We start from the raw sequence: 13926 nt of genomic DNA, 5'->3' as shown, positions 1-13926 counted from the left end.
AGGCAGACGGCCTAGCAACGAAAACGAGAAGCCCATCATGGGCCCCCGACGGACGAGCCAACGCCCGCGGACCAATCTTCCGATGTTCCAGAAAGGGTGGAAACATGACGCATGACATTTCCAGACGGCATCTGATCGGCGGCGCACTTGGCGTATCAGGGCTTGGCGTGGCCGGGCTGGGCGGCCTCGCTGTGCATCCCGCTGCAGCTCAGGTGGTGAAGCCCAAATCCCCGCTGCTGCTGAACGTGATCGACGCTGCCGGCAACCTTGCTCTCACGCAGCCGGCCTTCGACAATTACCGCAAGGCCAATCCGGAACTCGTCTCGCGCATCGCCTTCACCAAGGCTCCCGCGCCCGAGCTTCCGAGCAAGATCAAGGCTCAGCAGGGCGCAAACCGCGTCGACATCGATCTTGTGATCATCGGCCCCGATGCGCTCTCCGCCGGCCTCGCCGACGACATCTACTACGATCTCATCGGCGAACAGGCGAAGAACCTGCCCGATCTCCAATCGATCTATCTCGACCCCGCCTGGCGCATGCAGGCCCTGGCCAAGGGCCGCGGCGTCGTCATCAGCTACTATCCCTCCGGTCCGCTGCTGGAATACGCGCCGGCGCGCGTCAAGACGCCGCCGACCACAGCCGAGGAACTGCTCGACTGGGCCAAGCAGAACCCCAAGAAGTTCATCTATGCGCGCCCCGCCAACTCCGGGCCCGGGCGGACCTTCCTGATGGGGCTGCCCTATCTGCTTGGAGACACCGACCCGAAGGATCCGGTCAAAGGCTGGGACAAGACCTGGACCTATCTGAAGGAGCTGCACAAGCAGATCGAGTATTACCCGACCGGGACCGGGGCCGTGATGAAGGAGTTCGGCGACGGCACGCGCGACATGATGGTCACCACGACAGGATGGGACATCAACCCGCGTGCGCTCGGCATCGTGCCGAAGGACGCCAAGATCCAGACCCTGAAGGGGTTCCGTTGGGTGGTCGACGCCCATTATCTCAGCATCCCGAAGGGCCTCCCGGCGGAGCGCATTCCCATCCTGGTCGACCTGATCTCGCACATGCTGAAGAAAGATCAGCAGGCCTATGCCTATGACGAAGGCTATTTCTATCCCGGCCCGGCGGTGAAGGACGTGCCGCTCTCGATGGCGCCCAAGGCAAGCCAGGACACGCTCGCCGAATATGGCCGGCCGGAATACGAGAAGCTGATCGCCGACAATCCGAAGGAACTGCCACTCGAGCCCGTACAGCTCGTCCAAGCTTTCCGGCGCTGGGATGAAGAAATCGGCTCCAAATAACGACCGCGTCGCGCATGACTGCCGAGTCTTGCGTGACGATCGTATCTTGCCTCGCCATGGAGCGTCCGCCGTTGCGGCGGGCGCCTCTCCGCCATCGCATCCCGCGCGTGCGATCATGCCCGTCACGGCTGCCGGTCGTCCTGAACGGCGCCTTGAGAGGCACGCGCCCTGACACCGTCGCAAGGTCTGCATCCGCGCCGACCTCGCCCGCATTCTCACGGATACCGGCCCATGAAAATCACAGCGCTCGAAACCATTCAGCTCCCCTACCTCAAGAACATCCTGTGGCTGCAGATCCATACCGATGAGGGGTTGATCGGCCTCGGCGAGACCTTCCGTGGCGCGGATGCGGTCGCGCGCTATCTGCACTCGGACGTCGCGCCGCTGCTCATCGGCCGCGACCCGCTGGAAATTGACGCGATCTCGAAGCTGCTGATCGAGACCTATGTCGGCTTCCGGTCCTCGGGCGTCGAGATGCGTGCGGCATCCGCCGTCGACATCGCGCTCTGGGATCTTTTCGGCAAGGCGACGAACCAGCCGATCCACCAATTGCTCGGCGGTCTCTCGCGGCAGCGCATCCGCACCTACAACACCTGCGCCGGATACACCTACAACAAGAGCGGTGCGCGCCGTTACATCGGTGCCGGCGACCATGCGGCAGAAGGCCCCTATGAAGACCAGATCGCCTTCCATCGCGATGCCGGCGCGCTGGCGCAGAGCTTGCTGGAGGAAGGCATCACGGCAATGAAGATCTGGCCTTTCGACCCTTACGCGGTCGAAAGCGGCGGCAACTTCATCCACCGGGCCGATCTCGACAAGGCCCTCCTGCCCTTCCGCCAGATCCGCGACGCCGTCGGCGACAAGATGGAGGTAATGGTCGAGCTGCATTCGATGTGGGACCTGCCATCAGCACTGGCGATCGCTCGCGGCTTGCAGGAATTCCGGCCGTTCTGGGCGGAGGATCCCATCAAGATGCAGGACCCGGACGCGCTCGCCATCTACGCGCAGCGTTCCGGCCTGCCGGTTTGCGCCAGCGAAACCGTCGCAACCCGGTCGCAGTTTCTAGAATTGCTGCGCAAGGGAGCCGCCGACTACGTCATGCTCGATGTGTCATGGTGCGGCGGCCTGAGCGAAGCCAAGAAGATCGGCACGATGGCCGAAGCGTTCCAGCGCCCGGTCGCGCCCCATGACTGCACCGGCCCGGTCGTCTTCGCCGCCTCGATCCATCTCGCGATGAACCTCCCCAATGCCATCTTCCAGGAATCCGTCAGGGCCTATTACAGCTCCTGGTATCGTGACCTCGTCACGGTGATGCCGCGCATCGAGGACGGGCATGTCTATCCCTTCGCAGGCGCGGGGCTTGGCCTCGAACTCAGCCCCTACGTGCTCGAACATCCCGATGCGATCGTCCAGAAGACGAGGCGGGCCGATCTGTGATCGCCTTCCGCACGCTCTCTGCCTTCGGTTGTCGCGTCGGCGAATGTCCGCTTTGGGACGACCGGCGCGAAATCCTCTTCATCTGCGACGTGCTGGCACCAGCGATCCATGGCATCGCGCTGGACGGCACACGCAAGGCGAGCTGGAACTTCGAGCAGCCGGTCGGGTCCTTCGGCCTCACCGAGAGCGGCCGGCTGATCCTGGCTCTCGGGCGCGAGATCGCGCTGTTCGACCCCGATAGCGGCACGCTCAGCCCCTTTGCCGCGACACCCGAGCCCGAGACCAACCGCCTCAACGACGGCAAGGTCGGGCCTGACGGCCGCTTCTATCTCGGCAGCATGGATGACCGCCCCGAGAAGGAGCCGCTCGGTGTCTTCTACCAGGTCTCGGCCGATGGCGCGGTCAAGGCGCTTTTCGGAGGGATCAAGGTCTCGAACGGTCTCGCCTGGTCGCCGGACGGCCGCGTCCTCTATCACAGCGATTCACGCGGCCCGACCATCGACGCCTATGATTTCGACCCGCAGACCGGCGAATTATCCGGAAAACGCCGCTTCGCGACGCTGGACGACGCAACCGGGAGGCCCGATGGCGGCGCCTGCGATGTGGAGGCGCATTACTGGAGCGCCGGGGTCTCCGCCGGCACGCTCAATCGCTTCGCCCCGGATGGGACGCTGGTCTCGCGCCATCCAGTGCCCTGCAAGGCGCCGACCATGCCGGGCTTCTGTGGACCGGGATTGCGACAGCTGGCGGTGACATCGCTCAGCATCGGCCCCCTGCCCGGCCCGGGCGATGGCGACCTGTTCATCGCGGAGGCTCCCGTCGCCGGCGTGCCGATTGCGCGCATGAAAGGGCTTTGACGATGGCCTCGGCATCACAGCTTCGCCCGGCGGAGGCCAGCCATGTGCTGCTGACGGGCGCGTCAGGCACCTTGGGACGCGTGCTCGCGCCGGGCCTCGCCGCCGCGGGTCACCGGCTGCGCCTCAACGACCTCCTGCCCTTTCCCGACCCGATGCCTGGTGGAGCAACCTTCGCGGCCGCCGACATCACCGACAAGGCAGCTCTTGCGGCCGCTTGCCCCGACGACATGACCGACATCGTGCATTTCGGCGGCATCAACACCGAAAAGGACCCCGAGGCGATCCTGAGGGTCAACATCTGGGGCACGCTGAATGTTTTTGAGCTGGCGCGCGAGCGCCGGGCGCGCGTGATCTTCGCCAGTTCAAACCATGCCATCGGCTTCTATCCGCGCACGCAGCAACCGCTGACGATCGCCGACCCCTGCCGGCCGGATGGGCATTACGGGGTCTCCAAGGTCTATGCCGAGGCGCTGGGCCGGCTCTACCATGACAAGCATGGCATCGAGAGCGTCCAGCTGCGCATCGGCTCCTGCCTGCCCAAGCCGCTGGAAACGCGAAACCTCGCAACCTGGCTGTCCTATCCCGACCTCGTCCGCCTCGTGCTGGCCGCGCTGGCGGCGCCGGATGTCGGCTATGGCGTCGTGTGGGGCGTCTCGGCCAATACGCGCCGCTGGTGGACAGGAGACGACGCTCACCGGATCGGTTTCGTGCCGCAGGACAACGCCGAGGACTTCGCCGACCGGGTCGCGCCGGAGGAAGGCGACGAGGTCACCCGCCGCTTCCAGGGCGGCTCTCATTGCGGCATCGGCTATAGCCAGCGCGGCTGAGGGGCGACATGTCGCGGATCACGCTTTCGGCCCATGGCTATGAACTCGCCGTCAATCCGGATTACGGCGCCAACCTCACCGCTCTGAGCTGGCGGCATCCCGACGGCCGGCTGATCGATATTCTGCGCGGCTGCGACGACACAGCGCTGATCCCGGGCGACCCCTCCCCCGTCGGCTGCTTTCCGATGGCGCCCTTCGCCAATCGCATCGATGGCGGCAGCTTCAGCCATGCCGGCCGCGACTACACGCTGCCGATCAATCGGCCGCAGGACAGATGTGCGATCCATGGGTTCTCGCGCTTCGCAGCCTTTGAGATCCTGTCCCAGGGGGAAGGTGCGATCAGCCTGTTGCATCGCCATCGCGGCGATGTTTTCGCCTATGATCTGGTGCAGGACATCATCATCGACGCCCGGGGCCTGGCGCTGCGACTTGCCGTGACCAATCGCGGCGCGGCGATGCCTTTTGGGCTCGGCTTGCATCCCTATTGCCTGCTGGAAGCTGGTGCGAGGCTCCGCTTCTCCGCCGTTCAACGCTCGGAATCGGACGACCGATACCTGCCCTTGCGGTTCGTGCCGGCGCAAGCCGCGCCTGATCTCGGCGGGGGCATCGCGCTTTCGGATGTCGCTGGCTTCGATGCTCACTATTCCGGTTGGGAGCCGCGGCTGGTCGAGCTGGAGCGACCGGGCGCGGGTCTTTCGATCAAGGTCCGTGGCGAGGAGGCCTTTTCAAACTTGCATCTCTATGTCGGGCCGGATCGCGATTTCGTCTGCATCGAGCCGGTCAGCCATATCCCGGACGCCCATAATCGCAGCGATCTCGCGCAGCATGGCAAACTCGCCCAGCTTGGACATGGCGAGGTCCTCGCCGGGACAATGCGAATCTCCGCGTCCGAGATACGCAGTCTGAACACCAACGGCTTCGACCCCGACTTATGGCTGAGGCTTCGCCGTCATTCCGGGGCGATCCGAAGGATCACCGTTTTCGGCGGGGCGCGGGGAACCTCGACAGGAAACCCTCGCCTGTAAGGAGAGGGTAGGGTGAGGTGTCGGCCGTTATCCGCTGGGGTGCGGCCTCACCGCCGCGCGCGGTTGGCTTTGCGCTTTACTGGTCGAGGGGCCGACACCTCATCCCTGCCCTTCTCCTTACAGGAGAAGGGTTCCCCGCGCCTTTCGTCACAGAAAGTGCCCCGGAAAGGCCCTCCTGCACGCTACTGAAGATGCGGCTTTCTCAGAAAGCTGCCACGGTCGGCCGACTTCACGCGAAGCCAGGTTTCACGGCCATTGCGGACGATCCTGATGGGAACCTCCGATCCTGCCGGCCCGCTCGCCCATAGCTTCCGGTAGAAATCGGCCAGGCCATCGATCTCGCCATCGCGAACGTCCGAGATGATGTCGCCAGCACGCATGCCGGCCTGGGCCGCGGGGCCTCCCTCAGCCACGCTCATCACCACGACCTCGCCATTGCTCTCGGCCGAGAACGCACCGAGCCAGGGGCGCGGCGGCTTGTCGACGCCGCCCCGGGCAAGCAGATCGTTCAGGATCGGCGGAAGCAGATCGATCGGCACGATCATGTTGACCTCCGAGATCTCCTCGCCCCGGCCCATTTGCAGGTGCAGCGAGCCGATGCCCAGAAGCTTGCCGTCCGCTCCGATCAGCGCAGCGCCTCCCCATGACGGGTGCGCAGGGGCGGTAAAGATCGCCTCATCCAGCAGATACTCCCAGTAGCCGGCGAATTCCTGCTTGGCCACGATGTTCGCCCGCACCACTTGCCCGATTCCGTCGGCAAGGACGACGGGGTCGCCGATTTCGGCCTGGGTTGCGGCGCCGAACTCCATGGCGGGCAGGTCGAGCCGATCAAGCGCCTGCACCAGGCCGAAGCCGGTTTCCTGATCATAGGCAAGCGCATGGGCGGGAACCACGCGACCGGTCTGGGTCGTCAGCCAGACGTCCTCGGCCTCGGTGATCAGGTAGCCTATGGTGAGCACCAGCCCGTTGTCCCGAATGACCACGCCACTGCCCTCCCTCCGGGTGCCCAGGGTGGCAGCCGTGAAGGCGTCGTCCGGGATCAAGGAGCGAACTCCCACGATCGATTGCAAAGACGGGCCGAAACTCATCATTCCATCCTGAAAGGACACGACGCCATCCGCAAGCTGGCCATGCGCAAGCCGGGCGCAGCGGAAGCTGGATACGCCTGTTGAAAGGTATGAAGCGGCATGGTCATCGCAAGGGCTTGGAGGAAACAAGGCCTTGGAGGGCAATTCGGCTCCTGCTCCCCTGAACGGCCCGGTGCGCCGGCTTGCGCCGACGCCATCGCTTCGCAGGAGGGGAAGTCCCTCGCCGAGATTGCCCCCCGCTCAGTCCACCCAGCGCATGCGGTTGAGGAACAGGCTTTCGTTTGGCGTCGGGGTGAACTGCAGCGGCTTGGCGGCGCCATAACCCGCGACGGTCTGGTAGAGCGGCACGACCGGCAGCGTTGCGGCAACCGTTTCGTGAATCTTCCGGTAATCGGCGAGCCGTGCCACCGGATCGAGCGTCGCACGGGCGCTGTCGAGCAACCCGTCGACTTGCCTGTTCTCGACGATCGTCCAGCCATTGCCGGAATGGAACAGCTGGTAGAGCGCGCCGTCGGCATCCTGGCAGGCACAGGAGGAACGGCTGATGGCCAGCACGGGCGAGTCGACGGGGCCGCGCTGGGTGCGCTGCAGGAAGCTCGGCGTGTCCACCATCTCGATCGTCACGTCGAGCCCGACATCCCGCAATTGCTGCTGGATCGCCTGGACGACGCGCTGATCGAAGAACGGCGCGGTGGTGAGCGGAATCGAGACCTTGGCGGCAGCCCCGGCCTCGGCGACAAGCGCCTTGGCGCGCGCCGGATCGTAAGCGGGGCCGCTGATGCCCTCGGCCCAGCCGAAATGCGCCGGCGTCAGCATCTGAGCGATCGGCTTCTCCTGCCCGCTGAGAATGCCGTCGATGATGCCCTGCTTGTCGACAGCGCGCGCCACGGCTTCGCGTAGCCTGGGATTGTCGAAGGGCGGCCGGTTCGGGTTGAGGCGCAGATAGGCGAGGCGCTCGGTCAACGCCGTCAACGGCTTGACCCGTTGCGAGGCAGAAAATTGTGCGAGCTGGTCGCTGTCGAGCCCCACGGCAAGGTCGGAGCTGCCGGCCTGGAGGTTGGCGACGCGGGTCGCACCATCCGGCACCGCCCGGAAGAGCACGGTCGGAAACGGACCCTTTTTGCCCCAATAGCCGTCATTGCGCTTCACCGTGACGGCGACGCCGCGTTGCCAGCTCTCAAAACGATAGGGACCGCTGCCGACCGGCTTCAGATTGAAGGCGTCCTTGCCGACCTCTTCTATGACCTTCTTGGGCACGATCGAGAGCTTCACGAGCTGGGCAAGCAGAGCGGGATAGGGGCCGTCGGTGACGAGCTTGACCTCAGTCGCTGAGAGCGGAACCGCCTCGATGATCTTGTCGAATTGCCCGCGCTGCGGACTCGCAAAGGCCTTGTCGGTGATGCGCTTGATGCTGAAGGCGACATCCTCGGCGGTGAGTTTGGAACCGTCGTGGAAGGTCACGTCGCCACGCAGCGTGAACAGAATTTCCGTGTCGGACAGATTGCGCCAGGCGGTCGCGATCTCCGGGACGATCTGCCCCGCATCGTCGCGCGTCACGAGATTGTCGAAGATATTGCGGTAGACGTAGTAGCTGTCGGGATTCCACTGAACCTGCGGATCGAGCGTCGAAGGCTCGGCTGCGAGGTCCACCACGAAACGGTCTGCCCCCGCAAGCGCGGGTGTTGCTGCCGCGGCGAGTGCCAGGGCGGCTGCGACGAGCCATTTGCAAACCTTCGTCATCGATCGGTCCTTTTCGAAGCCGGAGCCTGCCAGGGCGTGCAGTCGAGCCTGCCGCTATTGTGGTGCCGGACCCGAGCGATCACAATTCCATAGTGAGATGCCATCATGGGATGATGTCCCGGCCACGCCATCTCTCCGAGATGGTTCACCTCCGCCCGGATCCCGTCATGATGCGGTGGTTGCGGCCTCGATCACGATCAATGCGGTCGCCATCGACCGTCTTCCGCTGACCTAACGCTGCAATCTCGCGCTTCAGCTCGCAGGAGCGCGCACCTCGTTGCATGCTGCGGGCCGGAATGAAAACGGCCCCGCATCACTGCGGAGCCGTCTTCCATCGGGAGCTATGGGTAGCTCAACCTAGGATGTCGCAAGTCTGGCCAGAGCAGGCCAGCAGCGAGCGACATGACTGCCTTACGGCCAAAATCGCTTTACGCCAATGCGATGGCCTGGGCCACTGTCAATCAAGGGGCGGATGGTTGCACGGGGCAGATGGCTCGCCCTCATGCAACGAAGCGGACAGCAAAGCGACAATCAGTCGATCATCGCCACCAAGGTGCACGAGACATAGCCGCTCAGAACCTTGTTCATCTTGGCGTCCGTGACGCCGCCGCCGCGCTTGATGCACATCAGGCGAGCAATCAAGGTGTCCGACATGCCTGTCGACTGGCCAATCTTCGTGCCGCCTTTCAGGAAGCGAACCGACGTAAATTTTGCACCGGCTGGAATTCCTGCCTCGACGAGGACGGCTTTTGTCCATGTCGCGATGTCGGGCAGCGTGATCGTTATCTCGGCCATTGTGTCTCCGTTTCAGGACTGCCTATGACACAACGGGCTCAGAGCACCAACGAAATATGCCTTGCCGTCGCCTCTCCCGGGTCCGGCCCTGCACGGTGGCGAACAGCAAGGCCCGTTCTCATCCGTGCAAGGCGGCGTGGACGCCGACACGCGAAGACACCCTCCAAATTGCTGGCCGTTAAGCAATTTTCGCACTTCCTACCCATCGTTCATGACAGGAGAGCGATTAGGGAGTAGGTTTACGAAACGTTAATAAGAAAATTGTCGGCAGGTGCCAAATCAAGAGCCGCCGCCGATCTGGTGAGGCGCGTAAACGCGCCGAACCGCGGGCTTAGGGGCGGATCTATGGCTACAATCTCTCAATCAGAGAAATCCAGCCCGGAAATCAAGAACGCTTTGCGGATTTGCATGGCCAGTTTTGGAGGCGTCGCTCTATTTTCCGGCTGCATTAATATTCTTTATCTGACCGGCTCCATGTATATGCTCCAGGTCTATGATCGCGTATTGACCAGCAGATCAACCGCAACTCTCATATCTATTTCGCTAATAGCGATTTTTGCATTTTCTCTACAGGGCATCCTCGATGGAGTGCGCTCGCGGATGCTGGCTCGCATTGGGGCTCGCTTCAACGAATTGCTCGCGCCGCGCGTCTATCAAGTCGTTGCCGAACTTCCGCTTCGTGGCGTGAATGGCAGCGAGGTCATGACACCGGTGAGGGATCTCGATCAGATTCGAGCCTTTCTATCCGGCATGGGACCAATCGCCCTCTTTGATATGCCATTCCTACCGATTTTCCTCGTGGTGACATTTCTTTTGCACCCTTGGCTTGGGTATTTGACGGTGTTTGGCGGCCTTGTGATCGTGGCGTTGACGCTTCTGGTCGAGCTGCGCAGTCGTCAGCCGACCCGCGCGCTTGCCGAAGTGGGCGCGCATCGGCAGAACCTGGTCGAGTCGACGCGCCGGAACGCTGAGATCATTGCTGCGCTGGGCATGCGTCGCGCCTTTTTGGGGCGATATACGGCGATCAGCAATCGACATGTGGCGGAGACATTGCGTGCCAGCGACGTCACCAACGGCATCGGCGCATTCGCCAAGATCTTTCGGCAGATCCTTCAATCGGCATCGCTTGGCCTGGGTGCATATCTGGCAATCCGGGGGGAGATTTCGGCCGGCAGTATTATTGCGGCATCCATTTTAACGTCGCGCGCTCTTTCACCGATCGAGAACGCTGTCGCCAATTGGAGAGGCTTCGTTTCGGCGCGGCAAGGCTTGCGGCGGCTCGAAGGCAGCCTTTCTTTTGTCGCACCCGCCCAGGCGCGCCTGTCACTGCCTGTTCCCTCGCTGGATCTGCAGGTGTCGGACCTCTACGTGGCTCCCCCGGGGCAATCCAAGCCGGTCCTGAATGCGGTGTCCTTGCTGTTGAAAGCTGGCGACGGGCTGGGCATCCTGGGAACGACCGGATCAGGTAAATCGACCTTGGCGCGCGCCATTGTGGGGGTATGGCCACCACTGAAAGGCAGCGTCCGCATCGACGGCGCAGCGCTCGATCAATGGGGTGACCAGCTCGGGCAACATGTCGGATACCTCCCGCAGGATGTCGAACTCTTCGATGGGACGGTCGCCGAGAATATTGCGCGCTTTTCTGCCGGAGCGACCCCTGAGGCCATCGTCACCGCGGCCAAAGCGGCTGCCGCCCACACGCTCATCCTCGGGCTGCCAAAAGGCTACGATACCCGCATTGGTGAAGCAGGCGTCGCTTTGTCCGGCGGCCAGCGCCAACGCATAGCGCTGGCGCGCGCTCTGTATGGCGACCCATTTCTCGTCGTTCTCGACGAACCGAATGCCAACCTCGACAGCGAGGGCGACGAAGCCCTGAACGGCGCGATCAACGCAGCGCGCGCCCGGGGCAGTGTCGTCATCATCATTACTCACAGGCCCTCAGGGCTTGGCGCCGTCAACCTGGTGTCGATTCTCAAAGACGGGCGCATGACGGCGATCTTCAACCGTGATGAGGTGATGCCGTCGATCCTGCAGCCCACGGCGCCGTCTCCGCTTCTCTCGGATCGTTTGGTGTCGGCATGACGGCGTTCACCCCCCTTATTCCCGATCTCTCGGCAACGGCAGCGGCGAACTACGCTCATTCGTTACGCCGACTTCAACTGGTTGGCGTGAGCAGCATCGGCATCTTCGCCGGCGCGCTGGGCATCTGGTCGATGACATCGACACTCCAGGGCGCAGTCGCGGCCAATGGTCAGTTCGTCGTCGCCAGTGACGTCAAGAAGGTCCAGCATCCCACGGGAGGGGTCGTGGGCGAACTGCTCGTGCGTGACGGCCAGCACGTACAAGCCGGTGATATCGTCCTGCGTCTCGACGAGACCGTCGCACGCGCGAACGAGCAGATCGTCTCCAAGCAATTGGATGAGTTCCTGGTCAAGTCATGGAGGCTTGAGGCTGAGCGCGACGCGCTCCTTGTCCTGACCGGTAGCCCCGACCTTGGCGCGCGCATCCTATCCCCGGAGATGACGAAACTGATCGCCGCCGAGAGACGGCTTTTTGAGGTCCGCCGAGCGGCACGCGATGGCCAGCGCGCTCAATTGCGCAAACGCGTGACCCAGCTCGCCGACGAGATCAAGGGGCTCAAGGCCCAGCAAGCCGCAAAAGAACGCGAAGCTAAAATCATCGCCGTGGAGCTGGTCGGTGTCGAGGAGCTCTATAATCGCAAGCTGATTCAGATCTCGCGGCTGAGCGCGCTTCAGCGCGACCAGGCCAGCAACGAGGGGCAGAGGGGCCAGCTGATTGCCAGCATTGCTCAAACAGAAGGTAAGATCGCCGAGATCGAACTTCAGATCATCCAGATAGACGAGGATCAGCGCGCTGAAGTCATGAAAGACCTTCGCGAGATCCAAGGCCGTGAAGGCGAGCTCGTCGAACGCCGGACTGCTGCGCAGGATCAATTGAAGCGGATCGACTTGCGTGCCCCCAGCACCGGCATAGTGCATCAACTGGCTGTTCATACGGTTGGCGGCGTGCTGCAAGCCAGTGAACCGGCGATGCTGATCGTGCCCGGAGAAGAAGACCTGCAGCTCGAAGCCAGAGTGGCGCCGCCGGACATCGACCAGATCAGCCTTGGCCAGTCCGTGCGGATCAAAGTGCAAGCGGGCAACCAGGCCAGCAATCCCGAGCTTGAAGGGATCGTCTCCCGGATCAGCGCCGACGTCACGCGTGATGAGCGCCAGGGCGTCGCTTACTATACGGTTCGGGTCGACCTTCCACGAGCGGAACTCGACCGTTTGGCACCGATCAAGATCATCGCGGGGATGCAGGCCGAAGCCTTTATCGAAACCGTTGCGAGAACCCCGATCGCGTTCTTGATGAAGCCGTTTTCAACGCAGTTGAGCCGCGCCTTCAGGGAGCGCTGACGATCGCATGTCTCTATCGGGTTTCCACGAGAGGCGCCGCGCGCTGTGGCGCCGGCGCCCGTTCTCTCATGGCGATCTCTGGTGGCGATATGGGCCTCTCGCCACCGCCGCGATCTGACGCAGCTTTCCGCCAAGGCTCCGCGTCAGCTCCCGTCGCCCGCAATTGCCGGGCAAGCCTCCAACGGCCAGAGCGAACTCAGCCCGGGATAGGGCCTGAAGGCTCTGGCTTTTTCTTTTGTCGCGTTTTCCTGGCGCGAACCGGTATCCACTTCGCTCGAAAACGCGCTGGAGCCGCTTCCGATCCAGCTAGATCGGACGCGGCTCCAGTTCTTTGTTTCAACGCGCTTTCTTCAAGCGAACCGGTGTCCGCTTCGCTCGAAAGCGCTCTAGATCACCAGATCCCCGTCATTGGCGAACTGCACGCCAAAGACCTTGCCGTTATTGTTATAGCCGTCGAGTTCCGTATGCAGGACGCTTGCAGCATGGTCGATGCCGAAGGCCGGGCTTTGCCAGGTCGCGGAGCTTGTTGCGATCTTGGTCGCGGCCGTCAGCTCGGTTAGTTCCAGATCACCGTCGTTACCGCTCGTCTTATTCAGCCAGGTAATGGCATCATCGAGCAGGTGAGCGGGGTCGACGGTGGCAGCATTGCCGTCCGAGCTCGGATTTCCGGCCAGAAAGTTGAGCCAGGTGGCAACTGCATCACGAGCCAGCATATAGCGGGCGTCCTGTTGCTGCTTCTCAGAGGCGTTTATCAGCGACTTCGCGTCGTTCAGCGATATCAGAAGGGTGTTCTCTCCGGAGTCGGCTATGCCGTTCTTATTCGTGTCGCCGAGCATCAGGGCACGGACATCACTGGCGGTTATGGCGCCGCTTTTGTTGGTATCGACGACATAAGTGAGCTCGCCGGAGGCAAAGCTGTTGCCGACCTTGGTCTGGTTGTTCGATACCCCATCCCAGAACTGTTGACCGAGGTTGCTCCAGAACCCTGGCGTACGGACGCCTGGTCCGGCAAATGCGGTCACTGTCGCATCGTCCGTGTCCGAAGCTTTATTTCCTTCGTCATCCACGCCGCTGGCCGTCACGATGTTGGTCAGCGAAGCGCCAGGCGCGAGAGATACGGACTTGGTCGCCGTATAGAGCCAGGTCTCGCCGACTTCCAGCAATCCGTCGCCGTCGGCGTCGCCGCCCACATAGGTCGGATTGAAGTCGTCAGCCAGATTCGCCGCGGTTCCATTGTCGTCTTTCAGGACAATGTTCGACAGCGGATCATAGGCGCCGGCCGGGCTCGTATTGGTCACGGCATAGGAATAGACCACCGACGCTGATCCGGCCTGGATCAAAGCCGGAGAAACAGTCTTGTCGACATGGATCGCCGGCGCGACGTTGTATCCCGTCACGGTCGCGGCATCGGTGTCGGAGACGAGATTGCCCTCGTCG

General features: G+C 63.0%; 11 protein-coding genes. 7 read left to right on the top strand and 4 right to left on the bottom strand.

What is annotated here, in order from left to right; translation table 11 throughout:
• Positions 1-104: 104 nt before the first annotated feature.
• The 5 genes from ACSQ3P_RS21560 (at position 105) to ACSQ3P_RS21540 (ending at position 5447) form a co-directional block, all read left to right on the top strand.
• Complete coding sequence (locus ACSQ3P_RS21560; RefSeq protein ID WP_436167531.1) at positions 105-1301, top strand: extracellular solute-binding protein; 1197 nt, start codon at positions 105-107, stop codon at positions 1299-1301.
• Between the two features lie 231 nt (positions 1302-1532).
• Positions 1533-2738 carry a mandelate racemase/muconate lactonizing enzyme family protein gene (locus ACSQ3P_RS21555; protein WP_436167530.1) on the top strand — a complete coding sequence of 402 codons (1206 nt, stop codon included), beginning with the start codon at positions 1533-1535 and terminating at the stop codon, positions 2736-2738.
• Positions 2735-3595, top strand: a complete 861-nt coding sequence (locus tag ACSQ3P_RS21550; RefSeq protein ID WP_436167529.1) for an SMP-30/gluconolactonase/LRE family protein — start codon at positions 2735-2737, stop codon at positions 3593-3595. The genes ACSQ3P_RS21555 and ACSQ3P_RS21550 overlap by 4 nt, the downstream gene beginning before the upstream one ends.
• Positions 3596-3597: 2 nt before the next feature.
• Positions 3598-4422 carry an NAD-dependent epimerase/dehydratase family protein gene (locus ACSQ3P_RS21545; RefSeq protein ID WP_436167528.1) on the top strand — a complete coding sequence of 275 codons (825 nt, stop codon included), beginning with the start codon at positions 3598-3600 and terminating at the stop codon, positions 4420-4422.
• 8 nt (positions 4423-4430) lie between these two features.
• Positions 4431-5447 carry an aldose 1-epimerase gene (locus ACSQ3P_RS21540; RefSeq protein ID WP_436167527.1) on the top strand — a complete coding sequence of 339 codons (1017 nt, stop codon included), beginning with the start codon at positions 4431-4433 and terminating at the stop codon, positions 5445-5447.
• 182 nt (positions 5448-5629) lie between these two features.
• Here the strand turns inward: ACSQ3P_RS21540 and ACSQ3P_RS21535 are convergent, their stop codons facing one another.
• From ACSQ3P_RS21535 to ACSQ3P_RS21525, 3 genes are all read right to left on the bottom strand, one after another.
• A complete protein-coding gene (locus ACSQ3P_RS21535) occupies positions 5630-6535 on the bottom strand; it encodes a S1C family serine protease (RefSeq protein WP_436167784.1) in 906 nt (301 codons plus the stop codon).
• Between the two features lie 240 nt (positions 6536-6775).
• Positions 6776-8275: an ABC transporter substrate-binding protein gene (locus ACSQ3P_RS21530; protein ID WP_436167526.1), complete on the bottom strand. Its 1500-nt coding sequence runs from the start codon at positions 8273-8275 to the stop codon at positions 6776-6778.
• A 531-nt stretch (positions 8276-8806) separates the two neighbouring features.
• Positions 8807-9070, bottom strand: coding sequence for a hypothetical protein (locus ACSQ3P_RS21525; protein WP_069690505.1), 264 nt, complete (start codon positions 9068-9070; stop codon positions 8807-8809).
• 345 nt (positions 9071-9415) lie between these two features.
• Here ACSQ3P_RS21525 and ACSQ3P_RS21520 point away from each other — a divergent pair, with 345 nt between their 5' ends.
• Positions 9416-11152 (top strand): type I secretion system permease/ATPase, encoded by a 1737-nt coding sequence (locus tag ACSQ3P_RS21520; RefSeq protein ID WP_436167525.1) that lies wholly within the window; start codon positions 9416-9418, stop codon positions 11150-11152.
• A complete protein-coding gene (locus ACSQ3P_RS21515; RefSeq protein ID WP_436167524.1) occupies positions 11149-12489 on the top strand; it encodes an HlyD family type I secretion periplasmic adaptor subunit in 1341 nt (446 codons plus the stop codon). The genes ACSQ3P_RS21520 and ACSQ3P_RS21515 overlap by 4 nt, the downstream gene beginning before the upstream one ends.
• Before the next feature lie 386 nt (positions 12490-12875).
• Here ACSQ3P_RS21515 and ACSQ3P_RS21510 read toward each other — a convergent pair.
• Positions 12876-13926, bottom strand: a 1051-nt coding sequence (locus ACSQ3P_RS21510) for a hypothetical protein (RefSeq protein ID WP_436167523.1), incomplete at its 5' end; no start/stop codon positions are given.

It is taken from the genome of Allobosea sp. LjRoot9 (assembly GCF_964252745.1).
In the GTDB taxonomy this organism is placed as follows: domain Bacteria; phylum Pseudomonadota; class Alphaproteobacteria; order Rhizobiales; family Beijerinckiaceae; genus Allobosea.
Note: the sequence above shows the minus strand (reverse complement) of the source record. Positions and strands in the feature narration are given on the sequence as shown.